Annotated in this window: 25 protein-coding genes; 7 read left to right on the forward strand and 18 right to left on the reverse strand. The window is 54.4% G+C overall.

The annotated features are described in order from the left end of the window. Position 1: 1 nt before the first annotated feature. The 3 genes from MCG44_RS08485 to pyrH form a co-directional block, all read right to left on the reverse strand. On the reverse strand, positions 2-748 hold the full coding sequence (locus MCG44_RS08485; protein WP_186852529.1) for an isoprenyl transferase: 747 nt from the start codon (positions 746-748) through the stop codon (positions 2-4). Positions 749-828: 80 nt separating this feature from the next. Then, complete coding sequence (gene frr, locus MCG44_RS08490) at positions 829-1,383, reverse strand: ribosome recycling factor (protein WP_147572011.1); 555 nt, start codon at positions 1,381-1,383, stop codon at positions 829-831. Positions 1,384-1,425: 42 nt separating this feature from the next. After that, entirely contained in the window at positions 1,426-2,142 is a 717-nt protein-coding gene (gene pyrH, locus MCG44_RS08495; protein WP_147571723.1) for a UMP kinase, read from the reverse strand. A gap of 200 nt (positions 2,143-2,342) precedes the next feature. Here pyrH and MCG44_RS08500 point away from each other — a divergent pair, with 200 nt between their 5' ends. Both MCG44_RS08500 and MCG44_RS08505 read left to right on the forward strand, forming a co-directional pair. Continuing rightward, complete coding sequence (locus MCG44_RS08500) at positions 2,343-3,170, forward strand: putative RNA methyltransferase (RefSeq protein WP_147571722.1); 828 nt, start codon at positions 2,343-2,345, stop codon at positions 3,168-3,170. A gap of 11 nt (positions 3,171-3,181) precedes the next feature. Further along, entirely contained in the window at positions 3,182-3,970 is a 789-nt protein-coding gene (locus MCG44_RS08505) for a ZIP family metal transporter (RefSeq protein ID WP_147571721.1), read from the forward strand. Between the two features lie 144 nt (positions 3,971-4,114). On the opposite strand, the gene gltX is transcribed toward MCG44_RS08505, so the two are convergent. Beyond that, the gene (gltX, locus tag MCG44_RS08510) at positions 4,115-5,602 is read right to left on the reverse strand and encodes a glutamate--tRNA ligase (RefSeq protein ID WP_240287725.1); all 1,488 of its coding nucleotides are present in this window, start codon (positions 5,600-5,602) and stop codon (positions 4,115-4,117) included. A gap of 157 nt (positions 5,603-5,759) precedes the next feature. Between gltX and MCG44_RS08515 the strand changes: the two genes are divergently transcribed. From MCG44_RS08515 to MCG44_RS08530, 4 genes are read left to right on the forward strand one after another with little or no spacing between them, the layout of a single operon-like run. After that, complete coding sequence (locus MCG44_RS08515) at positions 5,760-6,500, forward strand: SH3 domain-containing protein (RefSeq protein WP_147571719.1); 741 nt, start codon at positions 5,760-5,762, stop codon at positions 6,498-6,500. Between the two features lie 27 nt (positions 6,501-6,527). Further along, positions 6,528-7,847, forward strand: coding sequence for a LysM peptidoglycan-binding domain-containing protein (locus MCG44_RS08520; protein WP_240287727.1), 1,320 nt, complete (start codon positions 6,528-6,530; stop codon positions 7,845-7,847). 33 nt (positions 7,848-7,880) lie between these two features. Further along, entirely contained in the window at positions 7,881-8,273 is a 393-nt protein-coding gene (locus MCG44_RS08525; RefSeq protein WP_147571717.1) for a thioesterase family protein, read from the forward strand. A gap of 4 nt (positions 8,274-8,277) precedes the next feature. Beyond that, the gene (locus MCG44_RS08530; RefSeq protein ID WP_240287729.1) at positions 8,278-8,757 is read left to right on the forward strand and encodes a YbaK/EbsC family protein; all 480 of its coding nucleotides are present in this window, start codon (positions 8,278-8,280) and stop codon (positions 8,755-8,757) included. Positions 8,758-8,840: 83 nt separating this feature from the next. Here the strand turns inward: MCG44_RS08530 and MCG44_RS08535 are convergent, their stop codons facing one another. Next, positions 8,841-9,608, reverse strand: coding sequence for an SDR family NAD(P)-dependent oxidoreductase (locus MCG44_RS08535; RefSeq protein WP_147571715.1), 768 nt, complete (start codon positions 9,606-9,608; stop codon positions 8,841-8,843). Positions 9,609-9,931: 323 nt separating this feature from the next. On the opposite strand from MCG44_RS08535, the gene MCG44_RS08540 reads away from it, so the two are divergent. Beyond that, complete coding sequence (locus MCG44_RS08540) at positions 9,932-10,795, forward strand: MurR/RpiR family transcriptional regulator (protein ID WP_147571714.1); 864 nt, start codon at positions 9,932-9,934, stop codon at positions 10,793-10,795. An 87-nt stretch (positions 10,796-10,882) separates the two neighbouring features. Here MCG44_RS08540 and MCG44_RS08545 read toward each other — a convergent pair whose 3' ends face one another. From MCG44_RS08545 to MCG44_RS08605, 13 genes are all read right to left on the reverse strand, one after another. Beyond that, a complete protein-coding gene (locus MCG44_RS08545; protein ID WP_147572283.1) occupies positions 10,883-11,905 on the reverse strand; it encodes a zinc-dependent alcohol dehydrogenase in 1,023 nt (340 codons plus the stop codon). Between the two features lie 18 nt (positions 11,906-11,923). Then, the gene (locus MCG44_RS08550; protein WP_240287732.1) at positions 11,924-12,853 is read right to left on the reverse strand and encodes a transketolase family protein; all 930 of its coding nucleotides are present in this window, start codon (positions 12,851-12,853) and stop codon (positions 11,924-11,926) included. Position 12,854: 1 nt separating this feature from the next. After that, a complete protein-coding gene (locus tag MCG44_RS08555; protein ID WP_240287733.1) occupies positions 12,855-13,685 on the reverse strand; it encodes a transketolase in 831 nt (276 codons plus the stop codon). A 158-nt stretch (positions 13,686-13,843) separates the two neighbouring features. Beyond that, positions 13,844-15,121 (reverse strand): TRAP transporter large permease, encoded by a 1,278-nt coding sequence (locus tag MCG44_RS08560; protein WP_147572281.1) that lies wholly within the window; start codon positions 15,119-15,121, stop codon positions 13,844-13,846. Positions 15,122-15,124: 3 nt separating this feature from the next. Further along, positions 15,125-15,595: a TRAP transporter small permease gene (locus MCG44_RS08565; protein ID WP_240287736.1), complete on the reverse strand. Its 471-nt coding sequence runs from the start codon at positions 15,593-15,595 to the stop codon at positions 15,125-15,127. 41 nt (positions 15,596-15,636) lie between these two features. Beyond that, positions 15,637-16,692: a DctP family TRAP transporter solute-binding subunit gene (locus tag MCG44_RS08570; protein WP_147572279.1), complete on the reverse strand. Its 1,056-nt coding sequence runs from the start codon at positions 16,690-16,692 to the stop codon at positions 15,637-15,639. Positions 16,693-17,037: 345 nt separating this feature from the next. After that, positions 17,038-17,820: a FadR/GntR family transcriptional regulator gene (locus MCG44_RS08575; RefSeq protein WP_240287738.1), complete on the reverse strand. Its 783-nt coding sequence runs from the start codon at positions 17,818-17,820 to the stop codon at positions 17,038-17,040. 40 nt (positions 17,821-17,860) lie between these two features. Next, a complete protein-coding gene (locus MCG44_RS08580) occupies positions 17,861-18,031 on the reverse strand; it encodes a hypothetical protein (protein ID WP_240287740.1) in 171 nt (56 codons plus the stop codon). Positions 18,032-18,036: 5 nt separating this feature from the next. After that, on the reverse strand, positions 18,037-19,515 hold the full coding sequence (gene spoIVA / locus MCG44_RS08585; protein ID WP_186852521.1) for a stage IV sporulation protein A: 1,479 nt from the start codon (positions 19,513-19,515) through the stop codon (positions 18,037-18,039). Between the two features lie 170 nt (positions 19,516-19,685). Continuing rightward, positions 19,686-21,215 carry a DUF3794 and LysM peptidoglycan-binding domain-containing protein gene (locus MCG44_RS08590; RefSeq protein WP_240287741.1) on the reverse strand — a complete coding sequence of 510 codons (1,530 nt, stop codon included), beginning with the start codon at positions 21,213-21,215 and terminating at the stop codon, positions 19,686-19,688. Positions 21,216-21,557: 342 nt separating this feature from the next. Then, the gene (rsgA, locus tag MCG44_RS08595; protein WP_240287742.1) at positions 21,558-22,442 is read right to left on the reverse strand and encodes a ribosome small subunit-dependent GTPase A; all 885 of its coding nucleotides are present in this window, start codon (positions 22,440-22,442) and stop codon (positions 21,558-21,560) included. Continuing rightward, entirely contained in the window at positions 22,442-24,448 is a 2,007-nt protein-coding gene (pknB, locus tag MCG44_RS08600; protein WP_240287743.1) for a Stk1 family PASTA domain-containing Ser/Thr kinase, read from the reverse strand. The genes rsgA and pknB overlap by 1 nt, the downstream gene beginning before the upstream one ends. 40 nt (positions 24,449-24,488) lie before the next feature. Then, a complete protein-coding gene (locus MCG44_RS08605; protein WP_147572275.1) occupies positions 24,489-25,202 on the reverse strand; it encodes a Stp1/IreP family PP2C-type Ser/Thr phosphatase in 714 nt (237 codons plus the stop codon). Positions 25,203-25,232: the final 30 nt, after the last annotated feature.

A 25,232-nucleotide genomic window follows, 5' to 3' on the forward strand; every position in this document is an offset into this window, starting at 1 on the left:
ATCACACACCTCCAAACCGACGATCTCTATTCTGATACGCCGCAATAGCCTTGTGGAGCTCAACCTTAGAAAAGTCAGGCCAGAGTACATCAGTGAAGTAAAACTCCGAATAGGCAGACTGCCACAGGAGAAAATTGGACAGCCTCAGCTCCCCACTGGGGCGGATGACCAGATCCGGGTCCGGGACTCCTCTGGAAAAAAGGTATCGTCCAAACTGCTCTTGTGTCAGATGGTTCGGGTCCGCCTTTCCCTCCAGGCAATCTTTGGCATAGTTCATGGCCCCCCTAAGCAGCTCGTCTCGCCCCCCGTAATTTAGGCAGATATTGACCTGGCAGCCCTCGTAGTGGCGGGATATCTCTCTTGTCCGCTCACACAGCTGTCGAAGCTCAGGGGTCAGAGGGGAAAGATCTCCAAAAAATTCCATTTTTACTCTATCCCGCTCCATCTGCCCGATGGCCTCCAAAAGATATTTCTTCAACAGGCCCATGATGGCAGATACCTCATCCGGAGGCCGCTTCCAATTCTCTGTAGAAAAGGCATAAACTGTAAGGTATTCCAGTCCAATCTCCTTGCAGTAGGTGGCTATGGTACGGAAATTCTCTGCGCCGGCGGCGTGGCCGGCTGTACGCGGCATTCCTCGTTTTTTTGCCCAGCGACCATTTCCGTCCATGATAATCGCGATATGCCGGGGCAGCCGCTTCAGGTCCACCGCTGGCGCTCTATCCGCTTTTGATCTGAAAAAATCCATAAATTGATATCCTATCCGCACAAATGCAGAATGCAGAAGAAAAAATCATTCCGCATTCTGCATTGTGCATTTTCAGTTCATTAAACTGCCATCAGTTCGGCTTCCTTTTTGGCTGTCAGGTCATCGATATCCTTGCATCGCTTATCTGTCAGGTCCTGCAGCTCCTTCTCCATGGATTTCTGGTCGTCCTCGGTGAGCTCGCCGTTCTTCTTCATCTTTTTGAAATCTTCCATGGCGTCCCGGCGAATATTACGGACGGCCACCTTGCCCTCCTCGCCGTACTTGCGGACCTGTTTACCCAGTTCTTTACGGCGCTCCTCCGTGAGCTGGGGAAAAGCCAATCGAATCACACGCCCGTCATTCTGGGGGTTAATGCCCAGGTCAGAGGTCTGAATTGCCTTTTCAATTGCCCTAAGCAGGGTGGCATCCCAAGGCTGGATCACCAGGGTCCGGGGATCGGGAGAGGACACGGCAGCCACCTGATTCAGCGGCGTGGGCGTTCCATAGTACTCTACCATGATCCGATCCAGCACGCCGGCATTGGCGCGGCCCGCCCGGACAGAGGCAAAATTGGACTTGACTACCTCGATGGTTTTGAGCATCTTATCATCGTATACCTTATTCTCTGGACTCATGGTCTTAACTTCCTTTCCTTGTTCCATTTCTCTGTTCAGGGCTCATCCGCCCACAATAGTACCGATCTTCTCCCCCATAACTACTCGGAGGATATTCTCCGGGTCCTTGAGTGCAAAGAGCAAAACAGGGATCTTATTGTCCATAGACAGAGATGTAGCAGTGGAGTCCATCACCTTCAGATGCTGGGCTAGCACATCGTCATAGGTGATGGCGTCATACTTGACCGCACTGGGGTCCACCTTGGGGTCTGCGGAATAGACACCGTCGATATTCTTGGCCAGCAGGATGACATCGGCGTCGATCTCCGCGGCACGAAGGACCGCCGCAGTATCGGTAGAAAAGAAGGGATTTCCAGTGCCGCAGCCGAAGATGACCACTCTGCCCTTCTCCAGATGGCGGATGGCACGGGATCGGATATAGGGCTCTGCCACGGACCGCATCTCGATTGCCGTTTGGACCCGAACTGGCACCCCCTTTTGCTCCAGCACATCTGCGACCGCCAAGGCGTTGATGGTCGTAGCCAGCATACCCATATGATCAGCGCGGACCCGCTCCATCTGGTCGCCGCCGTCTTTTACTCCGCGCCAGAAGTTTCCGCCGCCGACGACCACGCCTACCTGGACACCAAGCTCCACACACTTCTTCACTACATCACAGACACTGCCGATCACATGAAAATCCAGGCCGCGGGAAGCTTCGCCAGCCAGGGCCTCACCGCTGATTTTCAGCAGGACTCTTTTATATTTGGGCTGCTCCATAGGAACCACTCCTCGTGTTTCATTTTTTCTATTTTAATATAATTCTTTCCATTTGCATAGAGGGAAAGACAAAGTTTTTGAAAATATCTTTTTGTTCATGGCGGCCCCTAATCACGCTTGCAGCCCGGTCTCCTGCTCTGCTATAAAAATTCCTTGCCTTTTTCTTTGTTGCGCCCCATAATAAAGCTTGAGGTGACACCATGGAAAGTCTGTTTTGCTGTCCTCTCTGCTTAGGAAACTTGGAGCGAAGCGAGGGACGATACCACTGCTCTTCCGGACACAGCTTCGATGTGGCGTCGGCCGGCTATACTCATCTCTTGCCCGCCAACCGCAAGCACTCCAAGAATCCCGGTGACGACAAAGAGATGGTGGCCGCTCGTGCGGCCTTTTTGGAGCGCGGGCACTATGCCCCGCTGCTGTCTGCCCTGTGCGCCGCCGTGCTAGACCAGGTGACCGCCTCCTCCCCTGTCCTGCTGGACAGCGGCTGCGGCGAGGGCTATTATACCGCCGGACTGCACAATGCCCTTACTCACTCCGGGCGGCAGCCCAGAACAGCCGGCATCGATATCTCCAAATTCGCCCTGCGCCGTGCGGCCAAGCGGATTCCCCAGGGGGAGTTCGCCGTAGCTTCAGTCTACCGGCTTCCCCTTGCCGCCCGGAGCGTAGACCTAGTAACAAATATCTTCTCCCCGTTGGCGGCGGAGGAGTTTGCTCGGGTGCTTCGGCCTGGTGGACTATTCTGCTACGTGGTCCCCTCAGCCCGTCATCTTTGGGAAATGAAAGAGATCCTATACCCCGTCCCCTATGAAAATCCTGTAAAGCGGGAAGACTATCCAGGCTTTGATTGGGTTGGGGCGGAACAGGTTCGCTATGGTCTCCACTTGGATCGCCCTGAGGATATTATGGCACTGTTCCGCATGACTCCCTATGCCTGGAAAACACCCCGTGAGGGCATAGAACGGTTGAGCTCACTAAGCCAGATTGACACACAGATTGGATTTGACATCCACCTGTATCGCAGAGAGTAAAGGAGCGTTATATGTATCATCCTGTCCTATGGGCGGCCTTTGGCACCGGAATTACCTGTCTGTCCACGGTTCTTGGCTCCGCCACTGTTCTATTTGTCCGGGGTAAGACTACCCCCACCCTTCAGCGGATGTTTTTGGGCTTCGCGGCCGGGGTAATGGTGGCCGCCTCAGTATTCAGCCTGCTCCTGCCCGCTATCGAGGAGGCGGAGGCCGCTGGCGGGGTTGGGTGGCTCCCAGCAGCAGGAGGCTTTATTCTGGGGGTGCTGTTCCTGTGGGGACTAGACTCCCTTCTCCCCCACCTACATCCGGAGTCAGACGCTCCAGAGGGTCTCCCTTCCTCCTGGCGGCGGACCACCCTGATGGTGCTGGCTGTCACCCTCCACAACATCCCAGAGGGAATGGCGGTAGGCCTTTCCTTCGCCCTGGCCGCCCAGAGTGACGGCGGAAGCCTGTCTGCCGCCATGGCGTTGGCGGTGGGCATTGGCCTTCAGAATTTTCCGGAGGGTGCCGCTATCTCCCTCCCCCTTCGTCAGGAGGGGATCAGCACCGGCCGAGCCTTTCTGTATGGCGCTCTTTCCGGAGTGGTAGAACCTATTTTCGGCATTTCAGTGGTTTTGGCCGCGGGAACCATCACCCCCTTTATGCCCTGGCTGCTCTCCTTCGCCGCCGGCACCATGATGTATGTAGTCACAGAGGAGCTCATCCCGGAGGCGCATTTGGGAGAGCACTCCAATACCGGCACGATGAGCGTGATGTTTGGCTTTGTCGTAATGATGATCTTAGACATCGCACTGGGATAGAAAAGCTTATAATTCTTATATGTCAACGCCCGTCCATCTACTTTCGTCAGATGGGCGGGCGTCTCTGTTTCCTGGGGTAGATTGAACACTGTTACGTCGGCCCATTAGGGAACGTTTCAGAGGGGGCTCCCACTTCTGCCTTGTTCAGCTCAACTTCTCCAGCCCCAGCTTCAGCCGGCGAATCGTTTCCTCCCGACCGAGGATCTGGCAGATCTCTACCGCTCCTCCAGGTGTCACCGCCTTGCCGGCGGCGGCGATGCGAATGGGCCACATCAAGGTGGCGTTCTTGACCTGCAGCCCCTCCGCCAGACCGACCAGGCTGTCGTGGATCATCTCCTGGTTCCATACAGGGATAGCCTCAAGCATGGGGATAGCCGCGTGGAGCATATTCCGGCAGACACCGGGATCGGTTTTTGATTTCTTGTTGGTAAACAGCGCCACATCATACTCTGGCAGAGCATCAAAGAAGTCCACCTTTTCGGGAATGTCTATCAGTTTCTCGCATCTGGCCTGAAGCAGGGCCGCCACGGCTTCTGCCGAGATATCCGGGTTCTTCACCCCCTGGCGGATATAGGGCTCCGCCGCCCGAGCAAATGCTTCGGGGGACATGGCCCTGATATACAGGGCGTTGAAATGGGTCAGCTTCTCTATATCGAAGATGGCCGGGGACTTGGACATCCCCCCAAGATCAAAGGCCCGTGCCAGCTCTTCCAGGGAGAATACTTCCTGCTCGGCCAGTTCTCCTCTGGGCGACCAGCCTAACAGGGCCACATAGTTCAAAATGGCCCCGGTCAGGAACCCCTGGGCCTTCAGATCCTCATAGGAGGGGTCTCCGTGGCGCTTAGACATCTTGTTCTGGGCGTCCCGCATGACAGGTGAGCAGTGGACATAGGTGGGAATGTCCCAGCCAAAGCCCCGGTACAACAGGTCATATTTTGGGGCGGAGGACAGGTACTCGCTCCCACGGACCACATGAGTAATGCCCATTAGGTGGTCGTCGATGACATTGGCGAAGTTGTAGGTGGGCATCCCATCCCTCTTGATGAGCACCTGGTCGTCCAGCGTGTCGTTCTCTACGGTGATATCGCCAAAGATGGCATCGTGGAAGGTGGTGCTCCCACCATGAGGGATCTTCTGCCGGATGACATAGGGCTGCCCGGCGGCCACACGGGCCTCCGCCTCCTCTTTGCTCAAGGAGCGGCAGGGGTCATCGGACCGGTCAAAATCACCGGAGTCCTCCTCCGACTCGCACTTCTCGCAGAAGCAGTAGTAAGCGTGCCCCCGCTCCACCAGTAGCCTTGCATATTTTCCGTAGGTATCCCTTCGCTCTGACTGGATATAGGGAGCCACAGGGCCACCCACATCCGGGCCCTCGTCATGATCCAGCCCGCACTCGGCCAGAGTCTTATAAATGACCTCGGTGGCTCCATCCACCAGGCGGCCCTGATCGGTGTCCTCAATACGCAGGATGAAGGTTCCGCCGGCGTTCCGGGCGATCAGCCAGGTATAAAGGGCTGTTCGCAGATTACCCACGTGCATATATCCTGTGGGAGAGGGGGCAAATCGGGTGCGTACCTTCCCTTTGGGGATTTTAGCCTCCATCTCCTCAAAATAGTTTCTATCCAGTTCCATATCTTGTTTCCCTCCGTCGCAGCGGTCATACCGCTTTCTCGCCAAGTGGTCTGCCGTTATTATATTGGATTTTTTTGCTCTTGGCAAGTGGTCAAGGACTCTGGCGCACCAGATACTCCCGTTTTTCATAGAATGGAGAAAAAACGGAGGTATCTCTATGCCCATTATCTATCTCTCCCCCTCCACCCAGGAGTGGAATTACTTTGTCACTGGCGGCACGGAAGAGCAGTACATGAACCAACTGGCTGACCTGATGGTACCCTATCTGGATGCCTCAGGTATCCGGTATGTCCGCAATACCCCTGATATGACCGCCGCCTCGTCCATTGCCGCCTCTAATGCCGGAAATTTTGACCTGCACCTGGCTCTTCACTCCAATGCCGCGCCGGAAGGACAGTATGGCACCGCACGGGGCTCCCTGATCTTCTACTATCCCGGCAGTGTCCAGGGAGAAAAGGCGGCACAAATCGTGGCTGATGGTTTGAAAGCGATCTATCCGGTCCCTAATCTGGTACAGACAGTTCCCACCACCTCCATTGGTGAGGTGCGCCGGGTCCGGGCTCCCTCTGTTTTCATTGAGCTGGCATTCCATGACAACCTGGAGGACGCAAACTGGATCATCGACAACTTGGGCGCCATCGCCCGCAATATTGTTCTCTCCCTCACTGAATATTTCCAGATTCCCTTTTTTGAATCAGAAAACCGCCATCCCGGCGTAGTAGATGTCACTTATGGTTACTTGAATATCCGCTCCCGTCCCACTACCCAGGCCCCTGTGATCGCCCAAGCGCCGGACGGAGCTCCCATCACCATCATCAATCAGTGGGATGGCTGGTATTTGGTCAACTATCAGGGCTCTATCGGTTACGCTAAGGACGATTTTGTAACACTGAATTAGCTTTTTCCTAAGAAAGGAGGCTTTCCTATGGATATCCATGTAGTCAAGTCCGGAGATACTCTCTATTCCATCGCCCTCCAGCATGGCGTGCCCATGTCACAGCTAATCCTTGATAATCAGCTGCCGGAGCCGGACCGCCTGGTCGTAGGGCAGGCCATCGTAATCCAATACCCGGAACAGACCTACACGGTCCAGGCGGGCGATACTCTTTTTTCCATCGCTGCCGCGCACCAGACTACTGTGCGCCAGTTGCTGCGCGATAACCCGGCGCTGGGCGGCGGGGACCGGATCTTCCCCGGTCAGGTCTTGATTCTCTCCTACCGTCAGACGAGGGAGGGCACCTTATCTGTCAACGGATACGCCTATCCCCATATCGACCGTGGACTGCTCCAGCGCACGCTCCCCTTCCTCTCCGATTTGACGCCCTTTACCTATCGATTTACAAACCAAGGGGCACTCATTCAGCTAGACGACCAGTATATGATCGATGCCGCCCAGTATATGGGAGTTCGGCCTGTCTTGCATCTCTCCAACCTTGATGACACTGAGGGAGCTTTTTCCCAGGATCTGGCCCACATTGCCCTCACAGACCAGCAGGTCCAGACTAGGCTGATCCATGAAATACTGGGAACTTTGCACAGCCTTGGCTATCAGGGACTGGATGTGGACTTTGAAAATGTGGCCGCCCAAGACGCTCAGGCTTATGCCCAGTTCATCAGCCGCCTCCGTGAAGCCCTATCTCCGCACAACATCCCTGTCCTAGTGGCCCTCACAGCCAAGACCTCACGGGATCAGCCCGGTTCTCTCTACGAGGGCCATGATTACCGCCTGCTGGCCCAGGCGGCGGACTATGTTCTGCTGATGACCTATGAGTGGGGCTACTCTTATGGACCTCCTATGGCCATAGCGCCTATCCGAAACGTACGTCAGGTGATAGAATACGCGCTAACGGAGATGAAAGCAGAACAGATCTTTTTGGGTATCCCCAACTACGGCTACGATTGGCTGCTCCCCTATCAGCAGGGGCGGCGCGCGCCCTCCATTTCTAACCAGGAGGCAGTCCAACTGGCGATCCGCCATTACGCCGCCATCCGCTATGATCAGGAGGCTCAGTCCCCCTGGTTCCGGTATGTGGATGGAAGTGGGCAGGAACACGAGGTCTGGTTCGAGGATGCCAGGAGCATCAAGGCCAAGCTCGCCCTGGCTCAGGAATACGGTCTCTATGGAGTGGGGTATTGGAACCTGATGCGGCCCTTCCCGCAGAACTGGACGGTCCTCAATTCCCTGTACCACATCCGGGAAGAGCTTTCATCGGGGACTGGATTTTTTTCCTCCTCTGCTGTATAATAGGCATTGATTTATACAAAGGAGGACGTTTTCATGTCTGTCACGATTGGAATGAAAGGCAGTGCAGAGGCCCTTGTCTGTGAAAGCAACACAGCTCAGGCGGCCGGCTCCGGCACGCTGCCTGTCTTCGCCACCCCGTGGATGTGTGCTTTGATGGAACAGGCATCTTGGACCGCCGTGGCCCCCGGACTAGAGGAGGGGGAGAGTACCGTAGGAACTAAGCTGGACGTCTCCCATGACTCCGCCACGCCCTTAGGTCTGAAGGTGTGGGCTGAAAGCGAGGTCACTGAAGTGGACGGCAAGCGCATCCTTTTTCAGGTAACCGCCTACGATGAGAGAGGGCCCATTGGGAAGGGCACCCATGAGCGGTTCATTATCACGGACCGGCGTTTTCTGGATAAGGCCGCCCGGAAGCTGGAGGGCTGAGTCCATGTCTATCGAGAAGGTCAAAGCCTACTTCCGTCCACTGGGCCGGGAACAGGATATCCTGGAGTTCCCGGTATCCAGCGCGACAGTGGAACTGGCCGCACAGGCGGTCGGTGTTATCCCTGCCCGGATTGCCAAGACGCTCTCTTTCCTGGTGGACGGGGCGTGTATTCTGGTGGTCACCGCTGGAGACGCAAAAATCGACAACAGCAAATTCAAGGCTTTCTTCCATACCAAGGCCAAAATGCTGACTCCGGAACAGGTGTCCCAGCTCACCGGACACACGGTCGGCGGCGTCTGCCCCTTCGCCAACCCTCCGGGGGTGAAAACTTATCTGGATATTTCTCTCCGCCGGTTTCAGAGCATCTTCCCTGCCGCCGGCAGCTCCAACTCCGCCATTGAGCTGACCTGCCCGGAGTTGGAGGAATATTCCGGCAGTCTGGAGTGGATCGATATCTGCAAGGGCTGGCAAGAGGAATCCTAAACCATTTCACTTCCCCACAGCATGAAAAAACAGCGGACCCGACGTTTGTCGGGTCCGCTGTTTTTATGTAACTGTTCCAAGGCTCAACCAAAGTAGGAGGCGCCGTTGATGTTGACGTCCTCACCAGAAATATAGGAGGCCTCGTCAGAAGCCAGCCACACAATGGTATTAGCCACCTCACGGGCAGTGCCGGCGCGGCCCATAGCCTGCTTGGCGCGGGACTCCTTCTCCGCCTCATCAGAGAGTTCAGCACGGATATCAGTGGCAATCAGACCGGGACACACACAGTTGACGGTGATCATATCCTTGTACCGCTTGCACAGTTCCATGGCTTGGGCACGGGCAAAGGCTATGATGCCAGCCTTCGCAGCGCAGTAGTGAGCGCCGCCGTACACACCGCCGCCGCACTTGGCGGAAACGGAGGAAGTATTGACAATACGGCCATAGCTGTTTTTGACCATGTAGGGCACGACTAGCTTGGAGCACAGGAAGGTACCCACCAGGTTAACGTTCATAATGCGAATAAAGTCATCCTTGGTCATATCAGCGATGGCGACGGGCTGGGTGATACCGGCGTTGTTGCATAGCACATCGATACGGCCGTACTTGGCAAACACAGCCTCAAACATAGCGGTAACAGAGTCAGCATCGGTAACGTTGACGCTGACGGCCATGGAATCACAGCCAAATTCCGTCTTCAGGTCGTCGGCGTTCTTCTGGGCACCCTCCAGATTCATATCAGCGACCACGACGTTACAACCCTTCTCGGTCAGAGCGCGGGTGATCTCCCGGCCAATCCCGTGTGGAGAGCCGGAGCCGGTAACAATGGCGACCTTACCTTCAAAATCCATGATGATTTCCTCCTGTTCAGCTTTTTTGATACTCCACAGTCCGAGCCCATGGAGCGGTTACACAGGGAATCTCTCCCCCGGTTCCCTTCAGCTCATGAGTATCATATCATTTAAATTATGAAATTTCAATCATTATATTTTAAAAATATTGAAATATTATTTCATTTATAATGCACAAAGAAATTTGTAGGTTGCCGCCGCCTCTCTGGGGACAATGGACCGATATGAGGCTGTCATCCTTGACTTTACATTGAAAAGCAGTATAATTTCACTATACTGACCATGTCTTGACAGAAATAAGCCGGATAACAGGAGTTTTATTCATGGAAGAATCCTTGCTTTATATCCAGCGCATCAAAGCTATGTATCAATCGCGGACCTTCTCCAAATCTGACCGCCTGATTGCCGACTATATCCTAGCGCATCCGACCTGTGTTGCCTCCACCACGGCTGCCGAGCTGGGAGAGGTCACCGGGACGAGCTCTGCAACGGTGGTCCGTTTCTGCCGGAAGCTGGGGTTTTCCGGTCTTGTTGATTTGAAAATGAGCATGGCCTATCGCTATGCCAACGGTGAAAACATCATCATGGACCTGGACCGAGGGGATAATGTCCATCAGATCAAGCAGAAGGTCATCAGCTTTACCAAAATGGTGGCAGACCATTTGATGGAAAGTCTGGATGATCAGGCCCTGGCCTGCGCGGCCCAGGAGATTCTCAGGGCAGAACAACTGGTTATCGTTGGCGAGGGGGGCTCTGGCACCATTTGTAGAGCTGCTTACGACATCTTTCTAAAGCTGGCGATCCAATGCCGCTATGTATCAGATCCCCTCTTTCAAGCCATGGAGATCGGGTCTATGAAGCAGACAGATGTACTGCTCCTAATCGTCAACTCTGGCCGTACAGCCAACATGGTCCAAAATGCCCAACTGGCCCATGCCTGCGGGATCAAGACCATCGGCATCGTCGGTTCCTCCAATTCTCCCATCTCACAGTATTTGGACATTGAGATCCGGACAAGCCTTTTCCGCAGCGACTACTTCAGCGATCTGGCTGCTGCCAGGACCTGCGAGTTGACCGCCATCTCCATTCTCCATTCTATCATCGCTCTGTCCTGTGACGAGGCGCGGCTGGCAAAAGGACAGCGGATCGCCGCTTTCATGGAGAAAAAAAGACTGCCAAATAGCTGACCCACCGCATGATGCTACAAATATAATAAGGCGGCCGCCCCTGTGGGGCGGCCGCCTTATTATATTTGAATATTGACACGTTATTGCTCAGAAGTCTACAACAACCTTGACCACAGGTTCCGGTCGCTTATCGGCCCACTCCATGGCATCGTGGAACTCCTCGACAGGGAACCGCTTGGTGATAAAGCCATCTAACTTGATATCACCCTCATTGATTCCGTCAATAACTTCCTTAAAGTCATCAGCGGTGTACATATTGGAACCGCACAGCTTCAGCTCCTTGATCTGGATCAAGTCAAAGGGAGCCTGTACATTGGCCATAATGGCAATTTCAGAAATAATGCCACCGCGCTTCGTAATCTCAGCGGCCTGCTGCACACAGGGCGCATTTCCGAAGGCCAAGAAGGTCATGTCCACGCCATAGCCATCCGTTTCTTCCAAAACACGGTCCAAAACCGGGTCCTTCATCGAATTCAGCACCAAATCGGCGCCCATTTCCTTGGCCTTCTCCAGATTGAAGTCCACCACATCAATGGCGATGATCTTCTTCGGATTGAATCTCTTTGCACTGAGCAGAACACCCAGCCCAATGGTGCCACAACCAATGATGGCGATAACGCTATCCTCATTAACCTTATGCTCTCGGACTGCGTGCATACCAACAGCCAAAGGCTCAATCAGCGCGCCCTGGTCAAAGCTGACGTTCTCCCCCAGGGGGATCACGCATCCCTCAGGAGCTACAATATACTCACCGAAGGAGCCGCTCCAGTAATAAGCGCCCAATATTTTCTTATCCTGGCACAGATTATATTTACCGGCCTTACAGAGCTCACAGTGACCGCAACCGTACTGGGGCTCTGCGGTAACACGGTCGCCAACCTTAAACTTCGTGACGGCGCTGCCAACTTCACAGACCTCACCCGCAAACTCATGTCCGGAAACCAGGGGGGGAACACGCCAAGCGTGTTTTCCATGGTAAGCATGGACCTCGGACCCACAGATACCAGTCACCTTGACCTTAATTTTTACATCAGTAGGGTTGTTGATCTGCGGTTCTTCAGTCTCTTTAAAATAGGCGACTTCCGGCTTTTCGATAAAACCAGCTCTCATGACCACGCTACCCCTCTCTTACCAATTCTCAGCCTGGGCGACAATGTTCTCAACAGTGATGCCGTTGATTGCCAGCAGGCGCTCATAGGGGGCAGACTGGCCGAACTGATCCTGGATGCCGACGCGCTTGACCTGGCCCTTGCCCATCTCGGCCACGACTTCGCAGACAGCGCCGCCCAGGCCGTTGATGATGTTGTGGTCCTCCACTGTGATAATCTTACCGATGTCGTTGACACAAGCCTTGACCGCCTCTACGTCCAGAGGCTTGATGGTGTGCATATCCAGCACTCGGGCGGAGATTCCCTTGCCAGCCAGCACCTCGGCGGCCTCCAGAGCCAGACGGACGGTGTCGCCGTTGGCGATGATGGCCACATCCTTGCCGTCCTTCAGCAGGTTGGCCTTGCCGATCTCAAAGGTGGTGTTCTCGTCATAGATGACGGGGATCGCGTCACGGGTAAAGCGCAGGTAGCAGGGGCCTTTCATCTCCGCCGCCGCGGCCACCAGCTTGCGGGCGGACCAGTAGTCAGCCGGCATAATGACCGTCATGTTGGGCAGGGTGCGCAGAACACCCATATCCTCGATACACTGATGGGAAGCGCCGTCATTGGCGGGGGTAACGCCGCCGTGAGAGCAGGCAATCTTCACATTCAGGTTGGGATAGCAGATCTCCTGACGGATCTGCTCGCACATACGCAGGGAGCCGAACACAGCATAGGTAACCACGAAGGGGATCTTGCCGCAGGTAGCCAAGCCGGCTGCCAGACCGGCTCCGTTCTGCTCCGCGATGCCCACGTTCACATGCTGCTCCGGATAGGCCTTAGCAAAAGCGGTGGTTTTGCAAGACTTTCCGATGTCTACGTCTACTACATAGATGTCCTTATTGTTCTTTCCGAGCTCAACCAGCTCGTCCCCCAGGCCATCGCGGGTAGCGATCAACTTTTTATCCATCTCAGATACCCTCCTCAAGCTCACGCATAGCCTGCTGATACTGCTCATCGTTGGGAGCCATACCGTGCCAAGCCAGTTGATTCTCCATGTAAGACACACCCTTGCCCTTTACGGTGTGGGCATTGATGAACTTAGGTCTTCCATCCTTGGCAGCATGGATCTTATCAAAGGTCTCCATGATCTGCTCCATATTGTGGCCATCGATCTCATAGGTGTCATAGCCGAAGGCGTCAAACTTCTTAGTCAGATCCAGCTGAGGCATAATTTCATCTGTGGTGCCATCAATCTGCAGGCCATTGTTGTCGATGATGACCACCAGATTGTCCAGATGATACCGGTAGGCAGCCATCACTGCCTCCCAAATCTGGCCCTCATCAGCCTCGCCGTCGCCTACGACAGCGTAGACCATGTAGTCTTTATGATCGCGCTTCCCAGCCAGAGCCATACCCACGGCGCAGGACAACCCCTGTCCAAGAGAGCCGGTAGAGATATCGATGCCAGGACACTTGTTCATAGAGGGATGGCCCTGGAGCTTGGAACCCTCCTTCCGCAAGGTGTGCAGGTCTTCCTCTGGGAAGAAACCCAGCAGACCCAGCGCGGAATACTGGATGGGGCATACATGGCCCTTTGACAGCACAAAGCGGTCACGGTCTGCCCACCTTGGATTCTTGGGGTCCACATTCATTTCACGGAAGTAGAGACAGGCCACGATATCAGCGATGGACAGAGACCCTCCTGGATGACCAGACTGTGCCTCGTAGATCATGGTCACAGCAGTATTCCGGAGCTGCTTGGCGTACTCTTTTAGCTCCTTTGCACTAATGTTTTTCATGACTTCACCTCATAAAATTATTTCATTTGAGCAGAACACCCAATGTCCTAACATGGGATGTTTTTTGGGAAAAAAATTTGTTTCTTCCCTGCCTCTCTCCCCTGCCGGCACACCCAATCGTGTACCGGCAGAGAAGCTTGGCAGATCAGAACAACGGTTTAACCCAACAAGTTGGGAAGCGTCATAGGAATGAAGGGCAGGTAAGTCGTCAGCAACAAGGCTATGATGGATGCCACCACAAAGGGCAACACCGACTTTGACATTCTCTTCAAGCTGATATCGGCGATACCGCAACCCACATACAAATTGACGCCCACAGGAGGAGTAACCAGGCCAATCGCCAGGTTCATGACCATGATACAGCCCAGGTGTACGCCGTCGATACCCAGAGCCTCAGCAACAGGGTACAGGATGGGGACGATAATATACATGGCGGAGTTTGCGTCGATGAAGCAGCCGGCAATCAGCAGGATGATGTTGACGATCAACAGGAAGATGTACTTATTGCCCGCGGAAACCTGAATCAGCAGGTTGCTCGCATCAGCAGCCACACCAGTCACGGTCAGCACCCAAGCGAAGAGGCTGGCTGTACCGACGATAAACATGACCACGGCGGTCTGAGATACAGAATCACGCAAGATGGGCATGATGTCCTTCAGGGAAAGAGTACGGTAGATAAATAGACCGACAATCAGTCCATACAGAGCGGAAACAGCAGCAGCCTCAGTAGGGGTGAAGATACCACCATAGATACCGCCCAAGATGATGACAGGCATCAACAGACCCCAGAAAGCCTCCTTAAAGGCTGCCCAGCGTTCTTTCCCATTGGCCTTCGGCAACAGGACCAACTCACGGCCCCGGCTGACAAACTGCATGGCGAACACAAGGAAAATACCCATCAGGATACCAGGGACGATACCGGAGGCGAACAGAGAGCCCACAGACTTGCCGGTAACGGAGCCGTAGATGACGAAGGTGATAGACGGCGGGATGATGATGCCGATGGCACCGGCGGTAGACATCAAGGCGGCAGAATCGCCCTTATCATAGCCAGCCTTCACCATAGCGGGAATCAGGATCATGCCCAGAGCAGCCACTGTGGCGGGGCCGGAGCCGGAGATGGCAGCAAAGAAGCAAGCCACGATGACGCAGACCAGAGCCATACCGCTCTTTCGATGGCCCACCAGGGTCCGGCAAAAATCGATCAGCCGGGCGGAGATCCCGCTCTTTTCCATGACGTTGCCGCCCAAGATAAAGAAGGGAATGGCCAGCAGTACAAACTTACCCGTAGAAGAGTAGAGGTTGCTGGGGATCATAGAGAAGGGCAGATTCTCAGCAATCAGAGCGGCCACGCTGGAGATTCCCAGTGAAAGTCCAATCGGCACATTGAGGAGCAGAAGGACAAAGAAGGAGCCGAACAGAATCAGTGAAACCATAGCTTACTTCTCCTCCTTCTTCACCAAATGGGTAATGAACAGCTGAATATAACGGATGACCAGCACGCCACCACTGATGGGTACAAACATGCCAAACATCCACTCAGGCCACTGCATACCAGCGGTAAGCTGACCCAAAACGTACTCCTGCTTGGCCATGAAGAAACCAAACCAGAGAATGAGGACACCAAAAACAATCCCCATCAAGTCGCCCAGCAGAGTGCAAAACTTCTGCCCTTTCGCTGGGAAAAAATCGGTCAGAACAGTCAAGCCAAGGTGCGCGCCACGCTTGGCGGCCACAGCGGCGCCGGTCAGGCTTAGGATGATAAGACCCAGACAGGTCAGCTCCTCAACAAAGGGCATAGAAGCCTTCAGCACATACCGGGCAACTACGTTGACACAGGTCAACAGCATCATGACGAGCAGGATGATCGCACAGATGTTGTCTTCCAACAGTGAGAAAAACTTTTTCATTTGTGGTCCCTGCCTCCTTAATTACTTAGAAAACTCTGGAATCACTCGATGCCAAAGGCAGCGCAAGCATCCGCACCGTAGATCTCCTTGTACTCGTCAATGACAGGCTGAACAACAGCGGTAAACTCAGCCACATCTTCGTCGGTGAACTCGTAGATCTCACAGCCGTTCTCCTCGGCAAACTTAGTCTTCAGGTCCGCCTCCTCGGCGATGAGGGTCTGGTTCATTTCCTTGCAGGCCTCCTCCACACACTCGCGAATCAAAGCCTGGGTATCAGCGTTCAGCTTGTTGAAATTGTTGGAATTGGCCATCCAAGTAAACGCCTCGTACACATGGTTGGAAATGGAGATGTACTTCTGGACCTCCTGGACGTTGCCGGAGTTGATGGTACCAAGGCTATTATCATGGCCGTCGATGGTGCCCTGCTGCAGAGCAGTAAAGACCTCACTCCAGCTCATGGCCTGGGGGCTAGCGCCAAAGGCGGTATAAAAAGCGGAGAAGAAGTCACCGCCGGGCACACGGATCTTCAGTCCCTTCAGGTCATCAGGATCCTGGATGGGATGCTTGCTATTGGTCATAGCTTTAAAGCCGTTGTGGACAGCGCCCAGATAAGTGATGCCTTTCTCAGCCAGAACAGAGCTCAGGAACTCACCGCCCTCGCCAAAGAAAGCGTCCTCCGCCTCCTGATAGTCGGCAAAAATCCAGGGCAGAGTGCTTACCATCATTCGGTTATCCAGGTTGGCGATGATGGAGGTGGAATGGATGTCGATATCCACAGTACCGTCGGCCAGCAGTTCCAGGCCCTTGCTCATATTGCCGCTGGCCAGCTGGTCATTGGGGAATACATCAACAGTGACCAGTCCGCCGGACTTCTCCTCAATCTTCTCGGCAAACAGCTTGGCAGTACGGGTGTCGTTGCCCAGGTCCGTACCGTTACAGCTCAAACGCAGGGTCACTTTATCATACTGAGGTCCAGAAGCGGTACCCCCATTGCTGCCAGTGCTATTTGTGTTTGTGTCATTGCCACTGCCGCATCCAGCCAGCAGGGACAGCGCCATGGCAGAAGCCATAGCCAAAGCTAAAATTTTCTTCTTCATGTGTTTCCCTCCAAAAAATGTGTTTCCCTTTCCTCATTCTTCCATCCGCTGAAGCGACCGCTTTTAGTAGATTTGACAGCAAACTTCCGAACATAGGATGTTACGACCATCATAATAGACTATCTTTTAGGGAAAGTCAATGTCCTTTTTTTCAACTCGGGCAACTTCGTTGAACTAACTAATTTTTAAATCTAAAGCTGTATAATTTCACCAAAGCAGGCTTTCTGAGTTAATTTCTGGACATTTTCGCTTTTTATTTCAATCTTTTCGGAATGTCAGACAAAAAAAGAGGCCCAGGCCAAAAGCCGGACCTCTTTCCTTTGGTACGAATCGAAACACTGTACCCTATTGATCCTTATAAACTCCACGCCAATAGAAGTAGCTGTCATTGATTGCCTGATACAATTCTTCCATATTTGTACCAGCCAACTTATCCAGCAGATTTTTGTGCGTATCGATCAGGTACTGCCTGTCCCCTTTCTGAATGACTGTTTCAATAGTCTTTAGTCGAGATGCCTTGGTCAGCTCCACGATATTACTATGTACAATCATGATGGCAGCGTTCTCGGTGGACCGGGCCAGCTCATCATGAAACTCGATATCGGCGTCGGCAATCTTCTGAAAATCCGGGGGATCCTCCATCAAATAGCCTCTTAGTTTCTCATACTTCTGGTAAAGCACCTTCCATTGTTCCTCTGAAATGCGCTTTTCCAGCAGCATCTGCATAATACCGTTCTCCACCACTTCACGCAGACCAATCAACTCATTAAAAGAGCTCCCACTGCGCAGAATGATGCTGTATACCATTGGATTGAGTACCTTGGGAGAAAACCCGTCACATACATAGGTCCCTTCGGCCCGTCGAATCGTCAATACGCCATAGGCGACTAAAATACGAACCGCTTCACGCACTGTATTTCGCCCGACGCCAAATTTCCGGACCAGTTCCGACTCCACTGGGATCTGGTCGCCAGGTTTTAACTCTCCACTGATAATCGCTTCGGTCAGTCTGGACACCACAATATCCACCATCGATTTACTTGCAATCGGCGCAAGATAGTTTTTGTCCAGCTCCTTCATATAATCACCCGCGTCTGCTTTAATAATTATATCCTTACGATACCCCATTCTATGATATAATTTCTTTTACATTATACCTTCAAATTTTTTATAATACAAGAGCTAATTCCGAAAGGATTTCGCTCAATCTATTTTGTGCTAAAAATTTTCTTTTCTGTTGTTTTAACTTGAAACACCCAGAAGCGGGTCTTTTGTCTCTTTTAGAAAAATCGCGCCTCTCCGGCAGATCTGCCGGGGAGGCGCGGGCTATATCCTTCATTCTCACTACAGGATGATGCAAATCAACCCTCCAGATCCCTCGTTGATGATACGCTGGAGGGTCTCCCTTAACTTGGTCCGGGCATCCTCAGGCATCCGTTTGATCTTGGAATTTAGATCCTCATTGACCAGCTCATGGAGAGACTTTCCAAAAATATTGGCCTCCCAGATCTTGCTGGAATCACCCTCATATTCCTGAAGGAGATAGTTAATCATATCCTCGCTCTGCTTCTCTCCCCCTACGATGGGCGAGACCTCTGTTTCAATATCTGCTCGGATCATATGAATGGAGGGGGCGCTGGCTTTTAGACGTACCCCGTATCGTCCTCCCTGCTTGACGATTTCAGGCTCCTCCAGCACGAGGGAGTCAATAGAGGGCACCACAATTCCGTATCCCGTCTGCTCCACCTGCTCTAAGGCGTCCGATACTTTGTCGTAGGCGCATTTCACCTTGGCCAGTTCTGTCAGCAGGGCCATCAAATCTCCGTCATCCCCTACCTGGAAGCCAGACTGCTGGGACAGTGTAGCGTAGAATAGGCTACGGGGCAAGTCCAGTGTGGCCGCGGACAGCCCTGTGCCCAAATCGATTGAGGTGATCCGCGCTCCACTTACCACTTCGCAGTTCTGGAATGAGGAGACGGCCTGCTCCACGTCCCGTATCCGGCGCAGTTCACTGGTCCCCTCCCGGATGGCGCTGTATAGCTCCGCTTTGATGGGATGCTCCTGGGGCAGGGCATCCACCCAAGGCGGAAGAAACAGGTCCAGCTCCTTAATGGGGAACTCATAGAGGACGCCCTTGAGTAGATCGTTGATCTCCTCTTGGCTCAGTTCCAGGCAGTTGACCGCTACACAGGTAACGTCGTACCGTTGCGCGATATCCGCCCGGATGGCCTGGGCGCGGTCAGATTCCGGATAGGCGGAGTTGAGCAGTACAACAAAGGGCTTGCCCAGCTCCTTCAGTTCGGAGATGACCCGTTCCTCAGGCTCTAAATAATCCTCCCGCTGGATGTCGGTGATCGTCCCATCTGTTGTGATTACGATGCCAATCGTGGAGTGCTCTGAAATCACTTTTCGGGTACCGATCTCCGCGGCCTCAGCCATAGGGATCTCATGGTCAAACCAAGGAGTGGTGACCATGCGCTCATTCTCCCCCTCTAGCTGGCCCACGGCCCCACTGACCATATAGCCTACGCAGTCGATCAGCCGGACCTGAAAGGCAGCTCCCCCCTCTACCTGGACAGAGACGGCCTCCTCGGGGACGAACTTTGGCTCGGCGGTCATGATGGTGCGGCCGGAGCCGCTCTGAGGCAACTCATCCCGTGCCCGTTCCCTCCGGTATACATTCTCGATATTGGGAATCACCAGAGTCTCCATGAACCGCTTGATAAAGGTGGATTTTCCTGTACGAACCGGCCCCACGACGCCGATGTAGATATCCCCTTCGGTCCGCAGGGCAATATCCTCGTAGATTTTGCGATCTTCCACTGCAATTCCTCCTTCGGCTCTTTGGTCAGCCGGTAGTTTCCATACAATCTATGAGGATAAGCTGTATAATATAACAGCAGGAAACCTCTTTTCCATAAAAACATAGAGAGGATGGCCGCAGAGCGCATCCATCCTCCCTATTCTCTATGTCCGGAGCACAAGCACTCCTTTCACCGGGTACTGGGAATCAACAGCATGATACCAGTGGGCAGTGTGCCCTCTTCCAACTCATTGGCCTGCAGTATCTCTTGGGTAGTTGTGCCGTAGGCCTTGGCAATATCCCAGATATCCTCTCCGGGGGCAGCCAGCCTCAGCACCACAGAGGGTCTAACGCCGCTGCTGCACCGTGCCTCCCCAAGTCTGGCGCCACGAACCACAGGCACAGAGATGCACTCCGTAGTCAGGCAGTGGAATTCGACGGTAAACCGTACCTCCACGCCGCCGGCGGAGGGGGTGGCAAATACTTCGCCTGAGGTGGAACAGCGGCAGCTGCACCGACTGCCCTCGGAACAGTTCAGGCGGCACTGGACTGGAATAGTCCGGCGGACACACTGGACCATCTCATTTTCATCCAGGTACATGACAGTGATCCAAGCCTCGGCGGTCAGGACTAACTCTTTCCCCTCCCTGCTCTGGCTCACCTGGCCCAGAGCCAGGCGGCTGTCTACCACGCTTCGTACCATCTCACCTGTCTCCAGCAGCTCCCGGACGGCCTGGGGACGGATCGACTGCTCCCCCAGCTGGAACAGCTGCTGATTGTCCCGGTCCGCCTCCAACTGCCAGCTGGTGCTGTATAGGTCTTGGAGCAAGGTTACCGGACGGTGGCAGCGCACCTCAGCCTGGGCCAGCAGCTCCAGCGTCACCTCCAAGCTGCGGCTGTCCTCACTGCTGGGACCGCACCGGAAGTCTGTAATCTCCACCAGGACCTGGCAATCTCCCTCTTCTCCAGCACCTGTTACCTCCAAAATCTGAGAGAAAGGCATGGACTCGTGGTTAGTGGTCAATCCGCCGCCCGCCTCCAGAAGGAGCAGCTCCAGCTCAACCACCCCTTTCAGAATCAGTTTGGTTCCTATGAGCTTGTTTTCTGAGCATACAGCACTGGCCCGGCTGGCCAGAAGTTGAGGAATCTCTCCTTGGTTTCCCTGAAGTCTGATCTGTTCAGTAAATGTAAAGGGTTTTTCCTGGACAGATGAAATCTGATAATTTTCTCCCTGATACTGGCGCTGGCACAGTGTATGGTCTTCAGTATCAGACGCGCCGCTACAGATAGGGATTTCTGTTGGCTGGAGTGCTGTCACATCTACCGCTAGATCCACCCGGAGCAGCACCTTCCTGGGGTTTAGTGCTCTCGCTTCAGCGCAGCGCAGGCGAGGACTGGCCTCTACATATCCCTGGTCCGTGAGCCCTGGGGCCTCGGCCTGACAGGTAAATGGAAGTCCCACCTCCATACGGCGCAGCCCGGCAGAACCCTCAGGCTGGTACAGAATGACAGCCCGGACCATGCCGGTTACTACCGCCATACCCTCTTTGGCTGCCTTAGAGCTGAGTGTAGCCTGACCGCACACATCCACGATCCGCAGAATATCCGGACAGGCGTCCGGAACAATGGACTCCAGCGTTTCCTCCTGGCAGAGCGTCACCTCAGTCAGTGTTTCATAACATACGATCGTATCCCGTTCAAATTCCAGTTCCATGGTCATTGTCCTCTCCTTATCATGGTGTCAGGCCGGCGGAACGCGGCCCCGGCTTTGTGACACCATATGAGAGAACGGCAGAATGTATGACTGCTTTTTCCCCTCTCAGGACTTATCGCACCCCGAAGATCCTGCGCAGCAGTCCCCGCAGGCATTTGGGGGAACGCACCACTACGATACCCATGAACACGCCTCCCCTCCCCTAAATTGACCGTCTCCGGCTGTTACCATTATATGGCGGAAGGGCTGGTCCGTGTCACTGATCCTCCTCTTTTCTCTCCATCTCCTCCACTTTGGGATTTAGAAATAGGAAAGGAGCGGATGACGAAATCGTCATCCGCTCCTTTCCTATCCGCGCTCCCAATCTGGAATCGCTTTGGCCTGTTCATACAGGCGTACATAGCTCTGATGCCGAGTTGGTTCAATCTCTCCCTCTTTCAGAGCCGCCAAAACGGCGCAGCCCTTCTCCTTCACATGAGCGCAGTCTTGAAACCGGCATCGTCCCAGGTAGGGCGCAAAGTCTGGAAAGGCATACTGCAACTCCTCTTTGCGGGCCAGCTCCATGCGGTCCACATCGAAGGAAGAGAACCCCGGCGTATCCGCTGCCAAGGCGCTACACGACAGGCGGTACAGCTCCACATGGCGGGTGGTATGCCGGCCCCGGCCCAGCTTTTGGCTCACATCCCCGGTGGAAAGGGCAATTCCAGAGTCCAGCGCGTTCAATACGCTTGATTTCCCTACCCCCGAATTTCCTGTAAAGGCAGATACCTTTCCGGTGATTAGACTGCGAAGCTCCTCCAGTCCCTCCCCGGTTTCCGCGCTGATGCGAAGGGTTGGAAAGCCAGCCCTGTGATAGATTCCAGCCAGTTTCTGGCCATCTGCAAGGTCGCATTTATTGATGCAGATGATACACTGGCAGTTCCTGCTCTGGGCGATGGCGGCCACCCGGTCGATAAGGAAAGGGTCTGTAACCGGTACAGCTTCCGAAGCGATGATAACCAGTTGGTCGATGTTGGCTACCGCAGGACGGAAAAACTCATTTCTCCTAGGCAGGATCTCATCCAGCGTGCCCGGGCTGCCATCTAAGGATGGGGTAAACCGTACCCGGTCCCCCACCAGAGGCGTCATCTTAATATGGCGAAGCCTGCCCCGTCCCCGACAGGTATAGACGCTCGCTCCGTCATCCACATAATAGAAGCCGCTGAGGGCCTTCATGATCGTACCTTCCGCCATCATCCTTCAAAACTTTCTGTCCAGCTGTTCTGTAGGACGCCATCTACATAGAGGGACATATTCTTGCTTTCTCCCGCTTTGGCCGTCACCGATACTTCAACCAGCATTTCCATTGTGGTGTCTATATCGTCGGAAAAAACGACCTCTCCGTCCGCCAGGATCTGAATAAACGCTACTCCACCAGTTTCCGGCAGAGGGACGCTCAACGTCTTGGTGACATCCTTAGCCTGGGTGCTGGGGTCCGGTCCCTGGCTGACCTGAAGACTGACAACGCTTCCAGCCTCGACCTCTTTATACGCCTCAGGATACTGCCACACTACCTGCCCCGCCTGAGCGGTATCGCTGTACACAGGGGTGACAGTCCCCACCTTCAGCCCAAGGGCGGTAATATCTTCTTCCGCCTTTTCCTGGGTTAAGCCTACCAGGCTGGGCATGGAAAAGGTCTCCGTAGCTGGCCCCAGGCTGACTACCATATGGACCTCCGTTCCCAGGGGAACCGGATTATTTTCCAGCGGCGTGAATGATATGACATGGTTGTAGGCAATCGTATCGTCATGCTCATAGGTGGGGGTGGCCACCTTCAGCCCCATCTCTGTGACCGCCAGATAGGCTTTGGAATACTCCATATTTTTTAGGTCAAGCATATTCACTGTTTCCGGTCCGCCACTGACAGTCACGGTGATAGGTGTCACCTCATCCTGGACCTTGGAGTCCGCTGCCGGGTCCTGGTGGAGGATTACACCTGCGTCGGTGTCCTCGTCGGTCTTTGTTTCTCCCAGGACCACCGTAAAATGCTCACCCAGTATGGACGGGTCCGTCATCACTTCCTCATAACTCTTACCAATCAAATTTGGTACATCATAGCTGATCTGCGGTGTAAACAGGCCGGACAGGAAGGTATTGTAGAGGAAATAGACAACCACGCCGATAAAAGCCAGTATAGCTACCACAGCCCCCACCACCGGCCAAGGGAAGCCTCCCTGCGGCCCATCCTCGTCCTCCTCCTGGCGGCGAGGGCGGTGGTCCTCTCTGTGGCCGCCGGAATGGCGCCGCTCTGGTCTTGCCTCCCGGCTCCGATGTGAGGCCGATACCGCATGGATCTGAGTCTTGTCTCTGTCTTCCTCTTCAGGGGATGCGACGGAAAATTCGTTGAGATTATACTCAAAATTAATGGTAGGATTCTTCCGAAACTCCTCCAGATCCGCCAGCATTTCATCCGCGTTGAGGTATCGGTTGTCCGGATTGGGGGCCATCGCTTTCATAGTGATGGCCTCCAGTGCCTCAGGGATTGATGGATCGATCTCTCTGGGAGACAGAGGGATCGAGTTGATATGCTGAATGGCCACCGAAACCGGGGTATCCCCTTCAAATGGAAGCCGTCCGGTGATCATTTCATAGAGCACCACACCGGCGGAGTACAGATCGGAGCGTGCGTCAATAAAGCTACCCCTGGCCTGCTCCGGAGAGATATAGTGGACAGAGCCCAGCGCCTCCTGGGTCAAAGTGCTGTGGCCCCCGGAGGCCACCCGCGCGATGCCGAAGTCGGCCACCTTTACGCTCCCGTCCCGGAGCACCATCACATTGTGGGGCTTGATGTCCCGATGGATAATGCCCCGGCTGTGGGCGTGGCCCAGCGCCTTGGTAATTTGTGTGATGAAGTGGAGGGCCTCACGCCAGTTCAGCTTGTTCCCCTTCTTCTGCATATATTGCTTCAGGGTAATCCCGTCGATCAGTTCCATGACGATATACTCCAGCTGGGAGGAGCGGCTCACGTCATAGACAGCCACGATATTTGGGTGGGACAGCATGGCTACAGCCTGGGACTCGTCGTGGAAGCGGCGGCGGAACTCGGCGTCCTGGGCCAGATCCTCCCGCAAAATCTTGATAGCCACCAGCCGGTTCAGGCGGTGGCACCGTGCCTTATACACCCTGGCCATGCCGCCGGAGCCGATAAGCTCCAGTATCTCATATCGGTTGTCGAGTAATTTACCTATGTATTGATCCATGGTAACATCCTCCCTATCTTCTTGTTCATAACCGGGGCCGTCAGCAGCGGATCAGGACCGCTGTCACGTTGTCCGGCGCGCCCCGGTGAAGGGCGATGTCCAGCAGACGCTGGGGACAGCTTTCGCTGTCACCGCCGTGGATCACCTCGTAGAGCATCTCCTGCTCTGTGACCAGATTGCTCAACCCATCGCTGCACAGCAGGAGAAAATCACCCTGGGCCAGCGGCTGGCGAAAGCAGTCCGCCAACAGCACAGGCTCGGCGCCCAGGGCCCGGGTAATCAAATTTTTATGCGGATGAGTCCTGGCCTGTTCTCTCGTCAGCTCTCCCCGCTCCACCAGGTCCTCGACCAGAGAGTGGTCCCTGGTGATCAGCACGATGCCGTCCCCATTGATATGATAGGCCCGGCTGTCCCCCTCGTTAAGGATGACCGCCTCCCCCGCTCCGGCCAGAGCAGCCACCAGTGTGGTGCCCATCCCAGTGCAATCCTCATCTGTGGCTGCCTTTTGGAATATCTCTTGGTTGGCCTGGGAGGCCGCCCGCTGCATCCGCTCCTGGTCATCGCCACTCTCCCGGAGAAAGCGGTCCATAAACAGGTCCACAGCCATAGCGCTGGCCACATTGCCTGCTCTGGCGCCTCCCATTCCATCACAGACCAGAGCGATCACCCGTCCGTCATCCATTGTCCGGGCAGAAAACGCATCTTGATTTTGTTGCCGAACCACACCCCGATGGGTGATCCCCCATACTTCCATGGAATGTAACCTCACTTCTTAGCGGTACAC

It is taken from the genome of Lawsonibacter sp. OA9 (assembly GCF_022440585.1).

Coding starts and splice junctions, on each gene's coding strand:
- MCG44_RS08485 (WP_186852529.1), bottom strand. CDS start 748: ATGGATTTTTTCAGATCAAAAGCGGATAGAGCGCCAGCGGTGGACCTG.
- pknB (WP_240287743.1), bottom strand. CDS start 24,448: ATGGATCAATACATAGGTAAATTACTCGACAACCGATATGAGATACTG.
- MCG44_RS08555 (WP_240287733.1), bottom strand. CDS start 13,685: ATGAAAAACATTAGTGCAAAGGAGCTAAAAGAGTACGCCAAGCAGCTC.
- gltX (WP_240287725.1), bottom strand. CDS start 5,602: ATGGAACTGGATAGAAACTATTTTGAGGAGATGGAGGCTAAAATCCCC.
- MCG44_RS08580 (WP_240287740.1), bottom strand. CDS start 18,031: ATGAAGGATATAGCCCGCGCCTCCCCGGCAGATCTGCCGGAGAGGCGC.
- MCG44_RS08550 (WP_240287732.1), bottom strand. CDS start 12,853: ATGGATAAAAAGTTGATCGCTACCCGCGATGGCCTGGGGGACGAGCTG.
- MCG44_RS08515 (WP_147571719.1), top strand. CDS start 5,760: ATGCCCATTATCTATCTCTCCCCCTCCACCCAGGAGTGGAATTACTTT.
- MCG44_RS08525 (WP_147571717.1), top strand. CDS start 7,881: ATGTCTGTCACGATTGGAATGAAAGGCAGTGCAGAGGCCCTTGTCTGT.
- rsgA (WP_240287742.1), bottom strand. CDS start 22,442: ATGGCGGAAGGTACGATCATGAAGGCCCTCAGCGGCTTCTATTATGTG.
- MCG44_RS08590 (WP_240287741.1), bottom strand. CDS start 21,215: ATGACCATGGAACTGGAATTTGAACGGGATACGATCGTATGTTATGAA.
- MCG44_RS08560 (WP_147572281.1), bottom strand. CDS start 15,121: ATGGTTTCACTGATTCTGTTCGGCTCCTTCTTTGTCCTTCTGCTCCTC.
- MCG44_RS08565 (WP_240287736.1), bottom strand. CDS start 15,595: ATGAAAAAGTTTTTCTCACTGTTGGAAGACAACATCTGTGCGATCATC.
- MCG44_RS08605 (WP_147572275.1), bottom strand. CDS start 25,202: ATGGAAGTATGGGGGATCACCCATCGGGGTGTGGTTCGGCAACAAAAT.
- MCG44_RS08540 (WP_147571714.1), top strand. CDS start 9,932: ATGGAAGAATCCTTGCTTTATATCCAGCGCATCAAAGCTATGTATCAA.
- pyrH (WP_147571723.1), bottom strand. CDS start 2,142: ATGGAGCAGCCCAAATATAAAAGAGTCCTGCTGAAAATCAGCGGTGAG.
- MCG44_RS08575 (WP_240287738.1), bottom strand. CDS start 17,820: ATGGGGTATCGTAAGGATATAATTATTAAAGCAGACGCGGGTGATTAT.
- MCG44_RS08530 (WP_240287729.1), top strand. CDS start 8,278: ATGTCTATCGAGAAGGTCAAAGCCTACTTCCGTCCACTGGGCCGGGAA.
- MCG44_RS08505 (WP_147571721.1), top strand. CDS start 3,182: ATGTATCATCCTGTCCTATGGGCGGCCTTTGGCACCGGAATTACCTGT.
- frr (WP_147572011.1), bottom strand. CDS start 1,383: ATGAGTCCAGAGAATAAGGTATACGATGATAAGATGCTCAAAACCATC.
- MCG44_RS08570 (WP_147572279.1), bottom strand. CDS start 16,692: ATGAAGAAGAAAATTTTAGCTTTGGCTATGGCTTCTGCCATGGCGCTG.
- MCG44_RS08545 (WP_147572283.1), bottom strand. CDS start 11,905: ATGAGAGCTGGTTTTATCGAAAAGCCGGAAGTCGCCTATTTTAAAGAG.
- MCG44_RS08520 (WP_240287727.1), top strand. CDS start 6,528: ATGGATATCCATGTAGTCAAGTCCGGAGATACTCTCTATTCCATCGCC.
- MCG44_RS08535 (WP_147571715.1), bottom strand. CDS start 9,608: ATGGATTTTGAAGGTAAGGTCGCCATTGTTACCGGCTCCGGCTCTCCA.
- MCG44_RS08500 (WP_147571722.1), top strand. CDS start 2,343: ATGGAAAGTCTGTTTTGCTGTCCTCTCTGCTTAGGAAACTTGGAGCGA.